Source organism: Kothea flammea (assembly GCF_052161645.1).
Classification (GTDB): Bacteria; Planctomycetota; Planctomycetia; order Pirellulales; family Pirellulaceae; genus Laterigemmans.
In genome coordinates, this window is sequence record NZ_CP197414.1 from 4,278,321 (window position 1) to 4,292,076 (window position 13,756).

Below are 13,756 nucleotides of genomic sequence, written 5' to 3' on the forward strand. Positions count from 1 at the left end.
CTTAACTTTAGGATTTACAGGCTAGAAGCCTATGCCACTAGACAGGCTAGAAGCCTATGCCACTTCCTTTCTTATAACTGAGTAAAATTCATGAAATCACGCGCTCCGCGTTTTCTATCGATCATACTCCTAACCACCATTTCCTACGCCGCTAACTCAATCGGCCAAGATCTGGAAATTCAGCCGAGAGTTGACAAGACGCTCGTGGTGTGGGCGGCTCCAGCGAACCTCAGTCAGCGTGGTGGGAGCGCCCTGACGCTCCAAAGCGGCGACCGTTTCGACGGCATTGTGCTAGGAGAGCGACTTATCCGCAAATGGATGCCAGGCTCGGACAATTTTGAGCGCACCGCAGCCCACCAGATCAATTGGCCCAGCGAGACCGCCGACCCTGAGACACTGATACAACTCGCCATCGCCTACACGTCGGAGCGGATTCAGATATACCGCAACGGCGAACCCTACGCAGACTATCCCGCTGAGAATATCGACCTGATCAACGTCGATAACCACATTGCGGTGTTTGGGCTGCGGCACGTGGGGGCGGGAACGGGCACCAACTTCAGCGGCTCGATCGATGATGCCCGCATTTATGATCGAGCATTGACCGCTGATCAACTCGAGTTATTGGAGCCCAACGTCGCCTCGGATTTGAACCCTTTAGCGTGGTGGGATTTCGAGAACGGCAAGGTGGAAGACAAAGCGGGCCGATTTTCACAGGCGGTACTCAGAGACGGTGCCAAAGTGGAAGCTGGCCGCTTGATTTTAGAAGGCGCGGCATTTGTGGTTGCCGCGCGCAGCGAACGGGATGCTAAACAGGCTGCTGCGGAAGTCAACCCAAGAGCGCCCCTGCCTCCCTACAAACCAGAGACGCCGGCTTGGCCAGAGAACCCGCCGCAGAGCTGGCTGACATTCCACCTTGCCCACCCGGGGCCCGGACCAGCGATTCCCGGCGATCCCAATTGCATCCTCGACATCGACGGGACGGTCCACTTTCACTACATCTATCGCAACGACTTCGGATTCAGTTTTGCTCACCTAACCAGCAACGATATGGTTTATTGGAACTGGGAAACGACTTTGCTCACTCCACCAAACACGGGACATGGGATGTTCTCGGGAACCGGTTTTTTCACCAAGGAAGGAAGGCCCGCAATCGTCTATCACGGCGAGGGCTCAGGTCGAAACTGGATCCAGTTCGCTAAAAACGAACAGCTCAGCGAATGGTCCGCACCGTTGGCAATCGTGCCCAAGAAGCCAGATGGCAGCGAACCGGAGATCCGCCACTGGGATCCCGACCTGTGGATTCGAGGTGATAAATACTACGCCCTTTGCGGCGGTAGAAATCCTCAACTGATGAGCTCGGAGGATTTGCAGAATTGGCTCTACTTGGGCGATTTGCTGCACGAAGATTATCCCGGATATTTAGGGATTCCACGTGACGAAGATATCTCCTGCGCCAATTTCTTCCGCATTGGCGACCAGTGGATGCTACTGTGTATCAGTCATGGCCTTGGCTGCCGCTATTACTTGGGGGACTTTAAAGACGAAAAGTTTTTGCCCAAGTCCCATACGATGATGAGCTTTGGTGGCAACCAATTTTTCGCCCCCGAGTCAGTGCTGACAGTGGATGGTCGCCGCGTCATGTGGGCTTGGGTCATGAACCTGCCGATCGAACCAACGGGCGTGCAGAGTTTACCCCGCGAACTCGAGTTGCCCGCCGATGGGGTGCTGAGGATTCGACCGCTGCGTGAACTGGCCAAGTTGCGATACGATCGGCAAACCTGGGACAGCGTGAAGATCGCTGATGGTGCCGAATTCCCGCTTGACGACTTAACTGGCGACGCGGTCGAACTGGAAGTTACCTTCGCAGCCCCGGTTCCCGAAAACGTCGGCATTCACCTGCTCGGCGACGACATGGGGAACGACGCGATGACGATTGTCGCTGGCTCTGGCCGCGAGGGCTTGCGAGTTGGCGAACCCGATGCACCATTTAAGTTGGAGGAAGGTGAGGATTTAACGCTGCGGGTCTTCATCGACAAGAACTTTGTCGAAGTGTTTGCCAACGACCGTCAAGCGGTTGTCAACGCTCACAAAATCCGCCCGAACCCGAACGTCCGGCTATTCACCAGCGGTGGTGAGGCGGTCGTCAAGTCGATCAAAGCATGGAAGCTACGTTCGATCTATCATTCGCCCAAGGCAACTTCGATCAGTCCCTGACCTCAAAATTAGTGGAACAACGGTATGAGAATCTTCCTGCTCATGATCTTTGCGTTGGGTGCTCACCACAACCTCGCGTGGGGACAAACTGTGCACGTGCTCGTCTGGGACGAGCAACAGGACCGGCAATCGGAAGCTTATGAGAATTTCCTCGGCAACGAAATCGCCGCTCGCCTTGACGCGGCAGCTGAGGACTTCGAACTCCGCTCGGTCAATCAGAACGGTCCCGAACAGGGGTTGAAAGATGAAGACTTGGACTGGGCCGATGTGATGATTTGGTGGGGACACGTTCGTCAGGCTGAGATCACACCGGAATTGGCTCAGCAGAAAATCATCAAACGGCTGAAGTCGGGTAGCCTCGACATGATCTTTCTGCACTCCGCACATTGGTCGACGCCGTTTATGGAATCCATGAACGAACGGACCAAAGCGGACGCTCGGCAAAGATATCCAGCCGCACCGGGCGAGCAACCAGTCGAATTTGACTTCGTGAGTCCACCTGGACGTTTCGTCCCCACGCGAGACTCACTAATCACCCCCGCTTTCCTAGCGCTCAAACAGGGAAATCGCCTCGCTCAAGTCCGCGTGGATCTCCCGAACTGTTGCTTCCCAGCGTATCGGCCCGATGGAGCACCCAGCAAGTTGATGGTGGTCAACCCGGAGCATCCGATCGCCAAAGGATTAGCCAACTCGTTGGTCATGCGGAGCACTGAGATGTACGACGAGCCGTTCCACGTGCCAGAACCCGACCAAGTCATCTTTGAAGAAACTTGGGAAGCGGGCGAGCGTTTCCGCAGCGGCATGCTGTGGCAAGTTGGGAAAGGAACCGTATTTTATTTCCGCCCTGGCCACGAGACATTTCCCGTTTACAAGCAACCTGAAGTGATTCAAATTTTAGTCAACGCCTGCCGCACGCTCGGCGGAAACTGAGGCCCCAAGCGAAAATCATTCCACACCCTACCGCTGGTTGCCGCTCACTTGAAAACCAAAAGCAGTTTGAACACGCTGGTGCGTCAATCAAAGTCAAAGTCAAGGAGTTCGCCCCAGAAACTCTTTTTCTTGCGAGGGCGCGCTTCGTATTCTCGCTTTCGCTCATGCCCACTCACTCCAGACGGACGTGGGCTGACGTCGACTACAGCATCTGCCGCGGACCGTTCGATAATTTTATCCAGCTCTCCACGGTCCAACCAAATACCCCGGCAACTGGGGCAGTAGTCAATCTCGATGCCTTTCCGATCAGTCATTTTCAAAGTAGTTTGGCACTGAGGGCACTTCATCCTTGCAATCCTTAAATTAAACAAAATAAAAGACGCGGCTTTGTTAAAACATCAAATAGTCGCAACCGATTTTTGATTTGCTTCCTTGAAATCATTATATGTTGCGTGGCTGATGCCAACCCCCATGGAAATATCGAAAGGAAACTCTGGTGGAGCCCGAAGCAGACTATATCTGTGACTCATGTGGGGAGGAAATCGTCGTCCCGGTCGATCTCTCCGCAGGCAGCACGCAGCAATACGTGGAAGACTGTCCGGTCTGTTGCAACCCAAACGTGATCCACGTCGAAATCGACGAAGAGGGCGAAGTCTCCGCGTGGTCTTCACCCGAGCAAGATCACTAGATCGAAAGTCCTCTTCCGAACTTTATCCTCGTCAATTGGCGGCGATTGCTTTGCGGTAGACGTCCCCCATCCGCAGTTCAAGCAGACGCTGGCCGGCCTCCTGGACCAGCACCGCGTCGCCATTTGTTCCTACGAAGATTGCCTGAAATCCAAGCTTCGGCAGAGCCTGACTCTGCAGCACGGCGAATTGCTGTTTTTCCAGCGGATCGTAGAAGAGTGCCGAAACGGTCGATCCTTCATTGATGATTCCCACCAACCGCAGCGAGTCCCTAGGATCTGGTGGTGGGGGTGAGGGAGATGGTTGCGGTCTTGTGACGACTGGCGGGGCGGCAGCAACTTTGGGCTCAACCGCATTCGCAGGCTGCGAGAATCCGGCAAAAAAGCTGTCTGCCAAAGTTGGAGTTTGTTTTCTCGCTGGAATTGGCTTCGCCTGTGGTCTGCGGAACACGTCGCGAACCGAAAAAAGACTCTGAAGAGCCCGCTTTGAGGGCGTTTCAAGAATCTGCAAGGGTTCGCCAGCACCCTGATGACGGGCCAACGTTAAAACCTCAATGTCGAACAGGAAACTGTGTTCCGGGGAGTCGGGACCGAGTGATTGAAAAACGGTCAGACGTGAGAGACGATGCAAAGTGTCCGTCTTATAAAATCCGTCGATAAAGCTGCCAATTCCAGCGGTCGCCCCACTCCCCTGCATCGAAAAATTCAGCAAAAATCCAAGCGGTTCCTTGTGCTCGGGCTGACTGTTACTGATGACGACCGACTTTAATTCGCAAACATCGGCCAGGCGGAGCAGATACTCTTGATAAACTACGGTTGCCTTCGCCGGGTCAACTGGCAAACCAAACGCTAGACGACGCGCAAAACGGTCACACTCAGCTTCCGTTTTGCGAAGTGCGATTTTAGCCTCATTGAGTCGCTGCGTCCTGATTCGCAAATCGGATCGGTGAGTTTCCAACTCTCCGAAAGTTGCATTGTAGATTGTCTCTCCAGAAAACCCAATCAATAGAATGATGAGCAGCAAGCAAGTTAATATTTTTGTGGCTGGGGTCATGACCTTACTGAATCCCCTCACTGCTGGAATCAACAGTTTGATGCGTTGAACGGAAAGTGGAAACTCCTGCCGAAGTAATCTCAATGCGGAACTGCGAGCCAAAATCAGGGTCTATGCCGCTGGGCTCAATTCCATTGGGTTGCACCGATAGTGCTGAATTGCGTTCGGTCAATTGACGGATCAATGTTAGGATATCACCGGGAGACTTCGAGCGGCCTTCGAGTCGCGTAAGGGGACGGCCATTGATCACGCGGGGACTATCCATCTCCATGCGAACGATATACATCGCATCGGAGTTCCCAAATGGAGTAATCAGTTGGTCGATGTGCTCGTCCCAACGCACCGCGGATCGCTCCCACTCCTTCAATTGCTGGGCCGCATCATACTGTGTCCGCATCCCTTCCTTCAGGTCTTCAATCTTTGCCAACTCGGCCCGCTGAGTTAGTAATAGATCCCGAATCCTGTCGGTCTGATAGCGGCTGTATCCCAGGACAAAAAACAACGTGGCGAGCACCACACACGCAGCCGCAACAGCCTTGCTTCGCTTGCTGACTCCTGACGATACTGCCCGTTTGGGGTTGAGGAAATCCAGAACCTGGCAAGGCTCCCGTTTGCAATTTTGAAACACATCCAAAAAATCGCACAATTGAATACGGAACCCAGCATCCTTGGCAGAGCGGACTAGAGAGTCACGATAAATGGTTGAATTTTCATTCCCATACTCGTCCCTTTCGATCAACAAAAGGCTCTCGGCTCTATGCTCATTAAGACCCTCAGGTAACGAGGCCCAAAGCCTGCGAAGCGTTCCAATCAGCTGATCGATCCGAACGACACTCTCCGGATTGATCGACAGCGATTGAGATTGGTAGAGGCTACCGTTACCGCTAACCAAGATGTCAAGCGTGTTGCCGCGTAGCGCGATGATCTGCTTGATTTCTCCGATCGATTTCTCATCATTAAGCGGCAGCGATGGCTCAAACAAAGTGACTCGGCCGACCTTAACGCCCACCCCAGTGAGTACCTGCTGGACTTCCTCCAACAAGCTCTTGCGAATACTGTACACGACCACGAGCTGCTCCGATTCCAGAGCGGCATTCGCAGCCAACACGTAGTCCCAGGTATGGTCGTCAACCTGTTCTCCAAAGGCAGACTCCATCTCCAACGCAACCAAATCTGCCATTTGATCGATTGGTGCAGCCTTTAAATGCAATAAATGAATGCAACAGCTTGACCTGGAAACGCAAACAGTTGCCGTCGGCTGCTTTCCAGCTGGAAGCGAGGCGAGTGTCTCGCGAATCCATTCAGTCACCAACTCATTCTCATCAGGGCCAGCGCAGTGTTCGTCGGTGACAAACCTTAGGGAACGGTTCAATCGACCGACAACGTCGGCTTGCCAGGACATCCACGATTCGTTCTGCCCAAACTCGATAACCAGCGGGTTGCTAGCTTGACGCTTGGCGGTTGCAAACTTCATGGCCATTTCTCTGCTTGAATAAAATAAACGTCGGGACCACGGTTGGCCGCGGTAGGCCCTCTATCTAACTCGAACTCGGTGCGCTCGCCTGCTGACTCTCTTTAACCAGCCCTCCGGTCAATCGATCGGCCACCAGACTCGCCACTGGGATACCTTGATGCCGGAAGACGATCCGCACCGCGGAAATCGCACCAACGGGTGACAGGCAGAGTTCGTGAGTCCTCTTTTTCGCGTTGAGACTAACAAACTCAACACTCATATCTTTGGGCAGAATGTGTACCCCCGAACCATCCGCGCCTATGCGAGTAAAGCCCGCCCTAACGTAAGCTTCACTGGTCGGAGCTAGATACAGCGTTACCGGGGTACCATCATACCGGAGCGACCATGAGCGTCCCTCCCGAGTCGCCCTCAGCTTTGCTTCTTGTACCAATCTGCAGACCTCAGCGATCGATCTATCAGTCGTCGCGCGAGTGCGCCACGATTTGGCAGCCGGCAGCGTCAAGGTTGTCATCACGGTCAAAGCCGCGAGCACCAGTAACAGCTCGAACAGCGTGAACGCTAGTCGATTCCTCATTGCGATCATTTCCAATTCCCAATGTCATCGTCCGTGCCGAACGCATGGTCGGGCCCTGCTGAGACGAGATCGTACCCGTCGCGATTGTGCGTTCCTGGCATCCTGTACTGAAATGCTTCCCCCCACGCATCGAGAGGAACATCCGCCAGATAAGGTCCTCGCCAGCTCGGATCTTTCCCCGGCCGCGCTGTTAACGCACCTAGCCCCTCTGCCGATGAAGGGGCAAGACCTTCGTGATCAATCGAATACAATTCGATCGCTTGCTCAAGTCCTTCGATGCTGATCCTGGTCGCGTCGATACTGGCAGATTTCTGCCGTCCGGCCAGCTTGGGCACAACCAATCCGGCTAGCACCAGCAGGATTGCCAGCACCAGCAACAACTCAATCAGCGTGAACCCACGCACCCACCGACCGTTGCCGCGATTGGCTCTCTTCAGTACCCCAATGATATTAAAACGACTTCCAACAGCGATTTGTGATACGACTAGATTCATAAAACAGGCTTTAAGAAATGGGTTAAGAATGCTATCGCAATGAAGTTAAGCAGGGAACTTGTGATGGTGATAATTATCTTGCTTCGCACGTCAGTTCAACGCGACGCTATCCGCTTTAACCTAGACTTTGTCCTTCAAAGATCGGTAAGAGCAGCGCGAGCACCACAAAACCAACAAACGCAGCCATTAGCAGCAGGAGGATGGGTTCAATCAGCTTCACAGCCGTCTCCAGTCGTGCATTAGTGCGCATTTCGAGTTGCTGGGCAATTTTCAGCAAAACCACATCGAGCGTATTTGAGTTTTCCGCAACCGACAGCATTGCCACCGCATCGGCCGGAATCTGTTCGGAGCGGTTCAAAGCATCCGCAAGCAACTTTCCGGCAGCGACATCTTGCTGAGCCGTCCGTAATGCGTCAGCTAGACAACGGTTACCAACGACATTGGTGGCAATCTGAAGCGATGTGATGACTTGAATTCGATTCTGCAGCAAAGTTCCCATCACTCGACAAAACCTCGCTAACGTAAAATTCCTAATAACATCGCCAACCACGGGAACTCGAAGCAGCCAGCGATCGCGGATCGGTATCCAAAGGTGGGCAGGCATCAGCCAACCGGCAGCGAGTATCAGCATAAATATCGCAATCAGAGTTACGATTCCGTATTGCTGTGCATAATGACTTGTGGTCAGCAAGACCGAGGTTGCCCAGGGAAGCTGCTCGTCACGACGGAGGGAATTGAAGATCGGCTCGAGTTTCGGAACTAAATAAACCAACACTCCCGGCACGAGCAAAGACGCCACGCAGATCAAAACAAGCGGGTAGGCGGCCGCGCTCCAGACGCTTGCGGACAGCTTCTGCTGCCACTCGCGCATTTGGGTAATGCGAACCAGGGATTCGGCCAGAAATCCCCCCTCCTCGCCGGCTCGGATCAAGTTCAAGTCAATCTCAGTGAAACTACCACCCTGCCGGGAAAGAGCTTCGCTGAGGGATTTCCCCGCTTCAACCTGCTGTGCAATGGAACGGAATATCCGCTTAACTTCACCACTCGCCTCTTGCTTTTGAATTAAGTTGATGGCGGAAAGAAGCGGTACATTAACCTCCAGCTGTGACCCCAACATTGCGTAGAATCGCGTGATTGCGGCACGGCTGATTTTTTGAGTTTTCGATCTTGCAATGCCAGTTTCGTATAGTTTCGTTGGCCTTAGATCAATCGCTTTGATCAGCGTTAACGCCTCCCTGCGGGAATCTGCTTCACAGTTCGCCTTGATCGAATTGCCAGCGGCATCAATTGCTTCGTAGGAGTAGTGTTTCATACCCTATATGCTAGTCAACTAGACATTATTTTCGTTCGGTTTTCCTCACCAAATCAACGATTTAATACGACTTCAGCACCGTTTTTCTAATCCTACATAGTGTTCGGTTCGAGGCGTTTTTTTGATTGCTATTAGTTGTGCGAGAGCCGTTCAAGTTTTCGCGGCAAAGTTAGCATAAATCGTGTCCCCAATGAGGGCGAAGCGGCTCAAAATAAGCTATGGTTGCACAAGGCACGTTGTTTTGCCTAACCGCATGCGTAACCCGTACAAGTCATACATCCCTAATCTCCCGGTAGGCGGAGTATGCCACTCTCAGCTAGGCTAGTCGGAGATTGCGATTCCTTGGTCCGCCATCCTTGTTCCGAGACATATCTGCCAATGCGATCACGCACTCGGGCTCCCCATCCAAAGGGCGCCTCATTGCTTGAGGTACTGATCGCCTCTCTGGTGTTAATGGTGTCTCTAATCGCACTGGGAACACAAGCCGGGGTGGGTATACGTGCGGCCCAACGTGTGGAACTGGAGTCGCAAGCCACCCTGCTCTGTCAATCAATTTTGGAAGAGCAATTGGTCGGTAGTGGGGATCTCGAGTTCGATCGCACCAGGCCAATTTCGGCTTACCCTGGTTGGAATTATCAGCTAACGCTTTCGACCCCCGATTCACCTGGTCCCACGCGCTCCGTCAGCGGCGCTGTCAACTTGAAACTGCTCAGTGTGTCAGTCTGGAAATCAGGCAAGCTGGCAGAGATCTCTCGCACCACACTGGAGAGGCTCGTCTCGGGGGACCTCTGCAGCCATCGTTTCACTGGCTCTGCATTAGAAATTGAGTAATGAGTGTGCGATCACGTTCCAATATCGAGAAGGCTGGCAAGGGCAAGCCCGTAGCGACGGCAGGAAAAGAATCGCCGGCGTTCACCTTGCTGGAAACCATTCTGTCGCTGGCGCTGATTTCGCTGCTAATGGTCGGAGTAACGACTGGCATCGCTCTATACGCTCAATATCAAGGACGCGGCGTGATTGGTGTGCGAGACGCAAAGATATTAGCGGGGACTATAGCCGACATACGTGACGACTTAAGAGCTTGCTATCCATCAGACCAGACCAGCGTGCCAACCGCAGAGGCTCCCCGGAACCCATTTGAAACGAGTCTTACCCCGCGGAATGAATCAAAGCGACAAAGCAATTTCAATGAAAAAGTCTTATTCTTCGAACAGACGGATGGTGAAGAGATCATTCATTTTGTCGGTAGGCCGGAAGCAATGATGTTCCGTCGTCACGGCGGTAATCAGCGATTCGCAGGTGAAGGATTTGAGAGCGATAGTGCGGTTCAGCTAGTAGTGTGGGTGTCACCATCATTGGAGCGTATCCGCCTTCCTCAAACATTCTCGAAGCAACGTATGACGGAATGCTTGGTTCGCACCCCGACGAACCGATCAGGTCTCTGGCGCGCAGTGCGCACCTTGCCCTCCTTCCCGACCACAGGCTTACTCCGTCTCTCCAGAGAGGACTTGATCGCTCAGTCGGATTGGCTTTGCAATGATCGCATTGCGGCGGCATCTTTTCGCTATTTTGATTCCCAGCAATGGCTCGTAGAATGGGATAGCCATTTGCGAGATGGGGAGATTCCAGCCGCCGTGGAGTTGACTATCGTGCTCGCCACACGCCCCGACCGGACTGACCGCGTGACTATCCGATTGCGAGACGCGGGATAATGCTGGATACACAGAAGCCGCCGGCCATCGGTCTGGAAAAGTTGCCACCTCAATCTCGAGTTGAGAAACAACGTTCAGGTGTGATTTTAATTGTGGTACTGGTGTTAATCGCCGCCATTAGTGTTGTTGTCTACTCATTCAGCCGCATGATGCTGACTGAGCTTAGCATCGTGAGTGCCACTGGCCAGGTCGCTCAGCAGCGATTGCTGGCGGAATCCGCGATTGAGAGCCTGCGGAACGGCGATCGTAATGAACTTGCCCGCCTCTCGGTTCCCCGCTTGGCCAATTTCGATCCAGCAGTCTCACCAGCAACTCAACTACGCCTACCAGTGAGGCGGGAACGAGGAAAATACGCGGTTTTGCAGCGTTACCCCCAGCCGAATTCGCCACCGCTCTGGGGCCTCGAAAACGAGTCTGCGAAATTAAACCTCAACTCGCTCACTCCTGATCGTTACACACGGGAGCAAGTTATAGAGAAATTGATCCGCTACCCGCGCGTCAGCAAAGCGATTGCTGTCGAGATGGCCAAACGTCTTGGGTTCAGCGAACAATCGAACCGCGGCGATACGTCGTCGATCGATTCCCCTCAACAACCGAGAGAGATATTCCAACATTGGGAACAACTGATCGAGGTGCCTGGAGTGACTCGGCGAGATTTATTTGGCGAAGCCAACCGTGTTAAGGCTCCCCATAATCATGACGCCAAGGAAGACGTTCGCGACCAGGGTTGGATTGCCAACTGGACATTGGTGGCAGGTGAATCAAATTACCGGGAAGATGGGCAACGCAAGATCTTCTTGAACCAAGACAATCTGGTTCAGCTCTATGACCAACTTCTTGAAGTTGCCACAGTCGAGGAAGCCCGATTTGTAATCGCTTGGCGCACGACTACCGCCACTTATACAGACGATTTGTCTGCATCGGAGGGGCCCACCCAGGATGATATTGCCGCGCGGCGTAAACAGGATGTAAGGAATCGGCTACGCGCACAACTCGGAAGCGACCAAGCAACAGACTCTGGGGCCACAGCCCCCAGTCCTGAAGGGAACCGCTTCAAGGTGTCAAACTCTCCAACCGAGCGGAGCCGAGCTGGGATCGATCTCAACCGTCCTCCCGCACAGCGTCTGAATTCAATTCTGGATTTGGCATCCTGTCAAATCCAAATTTTGATCGACGGCAAGGATACGGTTCTGGTCTCTCCCTTCGGAAATGATCCCAAAAGTTTGGAACAGTGGCTGCCAAAATGGGAAGGCATGACCACGGTACACGATGGCCACTGGTTCAACGGTCGCATCAATATCATGCAAGCCTCGCAACACACGCTGGAAACCGTTGACGGGATCACGCCCGAACTGGCTGCGGCTATTGTCGCCCAACGCAAACAACTCGCCATCGGGCTATTGCAAGGCACTACAACACCAGCCTCAATAAGCTGGCTCCACGAAAGAGGCTTGGTAACCACGGCACAGCTGAGAAAAATCGCCGACGAGATTACCACTGGTGGCGGAATCTATCGAGGAGTCGTCGTCGGGCAACTGGAAAACAGCCACACCGCTGCGGCAATTGCGATTGAGATCGACGTGAGAGGCCCCCGTTTCCTGTTGCGTAAACATCTCGACCTGCTACCCCTTACTGCTGACCTGCGTATTCCTTAAAACGCATGTAAGTAGCGGATTTACAAGCACCAGATTCAGGCGGGTGAAACTCGACACATCTCAGCAAACGAAGTCACACCCGCTTGCACGAGTTCCCACGCGGAAGCCCTCAGTGTTCGCGTGCCATCGGCAACCGCAGCTTCCCGGATAACATCCGCTACGGATCCCTGCATGCATAGCTTGCGGACTTCGGAGTTGGTTCGCAGGAGCTCAAAAATCGCTTGTCTGCCTTTGTACCCGCTACCATGACAATGCCGACATCCTTTCGCTTTATATAATTGCGGATCGCTAGCAAGTGTAAGATCGCTGGGCACCTCCATCTCTTTCATGAGTTCGGGCTGGCGGCATTCCAGGCACAACCGTCGGACCAGGCGTTGGGCCAGCACTGCCTCTACGGTACTGGCAACCATATAAGGCTCCACGCCCATATCCAGCAGCCGGGTAAACGCAGAGGCAGCGTCGTTGGTGTGCAGCGTGCTGAATACAAGGTGCCCCGTCATCGCGGCCTGGACTGAGATCTTGGCCGTTTCGCTATCACGAATTTCTCCTACCAGCACAACGTCTGGATCATGGCGGAGGATGCTCCGCAGCCCCTGCGCAAAGCTCAGCCCAATCTCAGGTTCGACTTGAATTTGGCTAATCTGTCGTAGCTTATACTCGATCGGATCTTCGATGGTGGTAATTTTCGTATCTGACGATCGAATCGCGTTCAGCGAACTGTACAACGTCGTCGTCTTACCGCTACCCGTGGGCCCAGTGACCAACAGCAAGCCATTGGCGCGACGAATTAACTGTTTCCAAGGCTCACGGATATCGTCCGGGAGCTCGATTCTATTAATATCCAGAAGGGAGTCGCTTGCATTTAGGAGTCGCATGACGACACTTTCGCCGTGGTGCGTGGGAATGATCGACACCCGCAAATCCACCTCAGCATCCTTTAACTGAAGGTGCACCCGGCCATCTTGGGGTAGCCTTCTCTCCGCGATATTTAGTTTTGCCATGATCTTAATCCGGCTGACAATGGCGGCACGAAACCGCTGGATCTCGACCGGTACGTACTGCTCCTGTAGCACGCCGTCGATGCGAAAGCGGACCACGAGCTCGTATTTCTCTGGCTCAATGTGAATGTCGCTGGCGCCTTGCTCACACGCCTCGACAATCAATTCATTCACCAGCTTGACCACTGAAGAAGCTTGTGATTTGTCATCGATTTCGTCGCCAACAGCTTGGCATAATTCCTCCGCCTCATCAGCGGACTGGGCAACAAGATCGCGGATCGTGTGTCCACCGACCCCAAGCAAACGGTGCAACTCACGACGAATTTGATCGCTGTCAACGAGTACTGACTCGACTGGCCACGGACTCTGCGACGCCAATTGATCGCTAGCCGTCAGCCGGGTGGGATCACTGATGGCGAGCACGCAGACACCGTCGCGTACTTCCAACGGAATCATGTTTTCACGGAACAGCAGTTGACTGGGAAACCTAGCAACCAAATCAGCAGCTGGCGAAACTCCCTCGAGATCGACCGCCCGCAGCCCGTAATATTGAGCTTTGGTCTCTAGGCTGGTCCAGGGCTGTGATCGACTTTCGGCTTCCAATTGGGTCAACATGCTTGATACTTTATCACTGTTATTATTGTATTTGCC

At 53.5% G+C, this 13,756-nt stretch carries 13 protein-coding genes; 6 read left to right on the forward strand and 7 right to left on the reverse strand.

Annotated features, from left to right (window positions below; translation table 11 throughout):
- The first annotated feature begins 90 nt into the window (after positions 1 to 90).
- Both SH139x_RS16175 and SH139x_RS16180 read left to right on the forward strand, forming a co-directional pair.
- Positions 91 to 2,217, forward strand: a complete 2,127-nt coding sequence (locus SH139x_RS16175; RefSeq protein ID WP_488350811.1) for a glycoside hydrolase family 32 protein — start codon at positions 91 to 93, stop codon at positions 2,215 to 2,217.
- Between the two features lie 24 nt (positions 2,218 to 2,241).
- Positions 2,242 to 3,147, forward strand: coding sequence for a ThuA domain-containing protein (locus SH139x_RS16180; RefSeq protein WP_488350812.1), 906 nt, complete (start codon positions 2,242 to 2,244; stop codon positions 3,145 to 3,147).
- Between the two features lie 83 nt (positions 3,148 to 3,230).
- Here the strand turns inward: SH139x_RS16180 and SH139x_RS16185 are convergent, their stop codons facing one another.
- Entirely contained in the window at positions 3,231 to 3,494 is a 264-nt protein-coding gene (locus tag SH139x_RS16185; RefSeq protein ID WP_488350813.1) for a TFIIB-type zinc ribbon-containing protein, read from the reverse strand.
- Positions 3,495 to 3,643: 149 nt separating this feature from the next.
- Between SH139x_RS16185 and SH139x_RS16190 the strand changes: the two genes are divergently transcribed.
- Positions 3,644 to 3,835 (forward strand): CPXCG motif-containing cysteine-rich protein, encoded by a 192-nt coding sequence (locus tag SH139x_RS16190; protein ID WP_488350814.1) that lies wholly within the window; start codon positions 3,644 to 3,646, stop codon positions 3,833 to 3,835.
- A gap of 31 nt (positions 3,836 to 3,866) precedes the next feature.
- Here SH139x_RS16190 and SH139x_RS16195 read toward each other — a convergent pair whose 3' ends face one another.
- The 5 genes from SH139x_RS16195 to SH139x_RS16215 all read right to left on the reverse strand — a co-directional run bounded on the left by SH139x_RS16195 (position 3,867) and on the right by SH139x_RS16215 (position 8,740).
- A complete protein-coding gene (locus tag SH139x_RS16195) occupies positions 3,867 to 4,886 on the reverse strand; it encodes a hypothetical protein (protein WP_488350815.1) in 1,020 nt (339 codons plus the stop codon).
- A 4-nt stretch (positions 4,887 to 4,890) separates the two neighbouring features.
- A complete protein-coding gene (locus SH139x_RS16200; protein WP_488350816.1) occupies positions 4,891 to 6,360 on the reverse strand; it encodes a hypothetical protein in 1,470 nt (489 codons plus the stop codon).
- Between the two features lie 64 nt (positions 6,361 to 6,424).
- Positions 6,425 to 6,934 carry a hypothetical protein gene (locus tag SH139x_RS16205; RefSeq protein WP_488350817.1) on the reverse strand — a complete coding sequence of 170 codons (510 nt, stop codon included), beginning with the start codon at positions 6,932 to 6,934 and terminating at the stop codon, positions 6,425 to 6,427.
- A 5-nt stretch (positions 6,935 to 6,939) separates the two neighbouring features.
- A complete protein-coding gene (gene gspG, locus SH139x_RS16210) occupies positions 6,940 to 7,428 on the reverse strand; it encodes a type II secretion system major pseudopilin GspG (RefSeq protein WP_488350818.1) in 489 nt (162 codons plus the stop codon).
- Between the two features lie 115 nt (positions 7,429 to 7,543).
- The gene (locus SH139x_RS16215) at positions 7,544 to 8,740 is read right to left on the reverse strand and encodes a type II secretion system F family protein (RefSeq protein WP_488350819.1); all 1,197 of its coding nucleotides are present in this window, start codon (positions 8,738 to 8,740) and stop codon (positions 7,544 to 7,546) included.
- Between the two features lie 378 nt (positions 8,741 to 9,118).
- Between SH139x_RS16215 and SH139x_RS16220 the strand changes: the two genes are divergently transcribed.
- From SH139x_RS16220 to SH139x_RS16230, 3 genes are read left to right on the forward strand one after another with little or no spacing between them, the layout of a single operon-like run.
- On the forward strand, positions 9,119 to 9,571 hold the full coding sequence (locus tag SH139x_RS16220) for a type IV pilus modification PilV family protein (protein ID WP_488350820.1): 453 nt from the start codon (positions 9,119 to 9,121) through the stop codon (positions 9,569 to 9,571).
- A complete protein-coding gene (locus tag SH139x_RS16225; protein WP_488350821.1) occupies positions 9,571 to 10,452 on the forward strand; it encodes a hypothetical protein in 882 nt (293 codons plus the stop codon). The genes SH139x_RS16220 and SH139x_RS16225 overlap by 1 nt, the downstream gene beginning before the upstream one ends.
- Positions 10,452 to 12,107, forward strand: coding sequence for a ComEA family DNA-binding protein (locus tag SH139x_RS16230; RefSeq protein WP_488350822.1), 1,656 nt, complete (start codon positions 10,452 to 10,454; stop codon positions 12,105 to 12,107). The genes SH139x_RS16225 and SH139x_RS16230 overlap by 1 nt, the downstream gene beginning before the upstream one ends.
- Before the next feature lie 35 nt (positions 12,108 to 12,142).
- On the opposite strand, the gene SH139x_RS16235 is transcribed toward SH139x_RS16230, so the two are convergent.
- Positions 12,143 to 13,720 carry a GspE/PulE family protein gene (locus tag SH139x_RS16235; protein ID WP_488350823.1) on the reverse strand — a complete coding sequence of 526 codons (1,578 nt, stop codon included), beginning with the start codon at positions 13,718 to 13,720 and terminating at the stop codon, positions 12,143 to 12,145.
- Positions 13,721 to 13,756 lie beyond the last annotated feature (36 nt).

What these genes read in the sequence shown, in the direction of transcription:
- SH139x_RS16175 (WP_488350811.1), top strand. Translation starts at nt 91, where the DNA reads ATGAAATCACGCGCTCCGCGTTTTCTATCGATCATACTCCTAACCACC.
- SH139x_RS16180 (WP_488350812.1), top strand. Translation starts at nt 2,242, where the DNA reads ATGAGAATCTTCCTGCTCATGATCTTTGCGTTGGGTGCTCACCACAAC.
- SH139x_RS16185 (WP_488350813.1), bottom strand. Translation starts at nt 3,494, where the DNA reads ATGAAGTGCCCTCAGTGCCAAACTACTTTGAAAATGACTGATCGGAAA.
- SH139x_RS16195 (WP_488350815.1), bottom strand. Translation starts at nt 4,886, where the DNA reads ATGACCCCAGCCACAAAAATATTAACTTGCTTGCTGCTCATCATTCTA.
- SH139x_RS16200 (WP_488350816.1), bottom strand. Translation starts at nt 6,360, where the DNA reads ATGAAGTTTGCAACCGCCAAGCGTCAAGCTAGCAACCCGCTGGTTATC.
- SH139x_RS16205 (WP_488350817.1), bottom strand. Translation starts at nt 6,934, where the DNA reads ATGAGGAATCGACTAGCGTTCACGCTGTTCGAGCTGTTACTGGTGCTC.
- gspG (WP_488350818.1), bottom strand. Translation starts at nt 7,428, where the DNA reads ATGAATCTAGTCGTATCACAAATCGCTGTTGGAAGTCGTTTTAATATC.
- SH139x_RS16215 (WP_488350819.1), bottom strand. Translation starts at nt 8,740, where the DNA reads ATGAAACACTACTCCTACGAAGCAATTGATGCCGCTGGCAATTCGATC.
- SH139x_RS16220 (WP_488350820.1), top strand. Translation starts at nt 9,119, where the DNA reads ATGCGATCACGCACTCGGGCTCCCCATCCAAAGGGCGCCTCATTGCTT.
- SH139x_RS16225 (WP_488350821.1), top strand. Translation starts at nt 9,571, where the DNA reads ATGAGTGTGCGATCACGTTCCAATATCGAGAAGGCTGGCAAGGGCAAG.
- SH139x_RS16230 (WP_488350822.1), top strand. Translation starts at nt 10,452, where the DNA reads ATGCTGGATACACAGAAGCCGCCGGCCATCGGTCTGGAAAAGTTGCCA.
- SH139x_RS16235 (WP_488350823.1), bottom strand. Translation starts at nt 13,720, where the DNA reads ATGTTGACCCAATTGGAAGCCGAAAGTCGATCACAGCCCTGGACCAGC.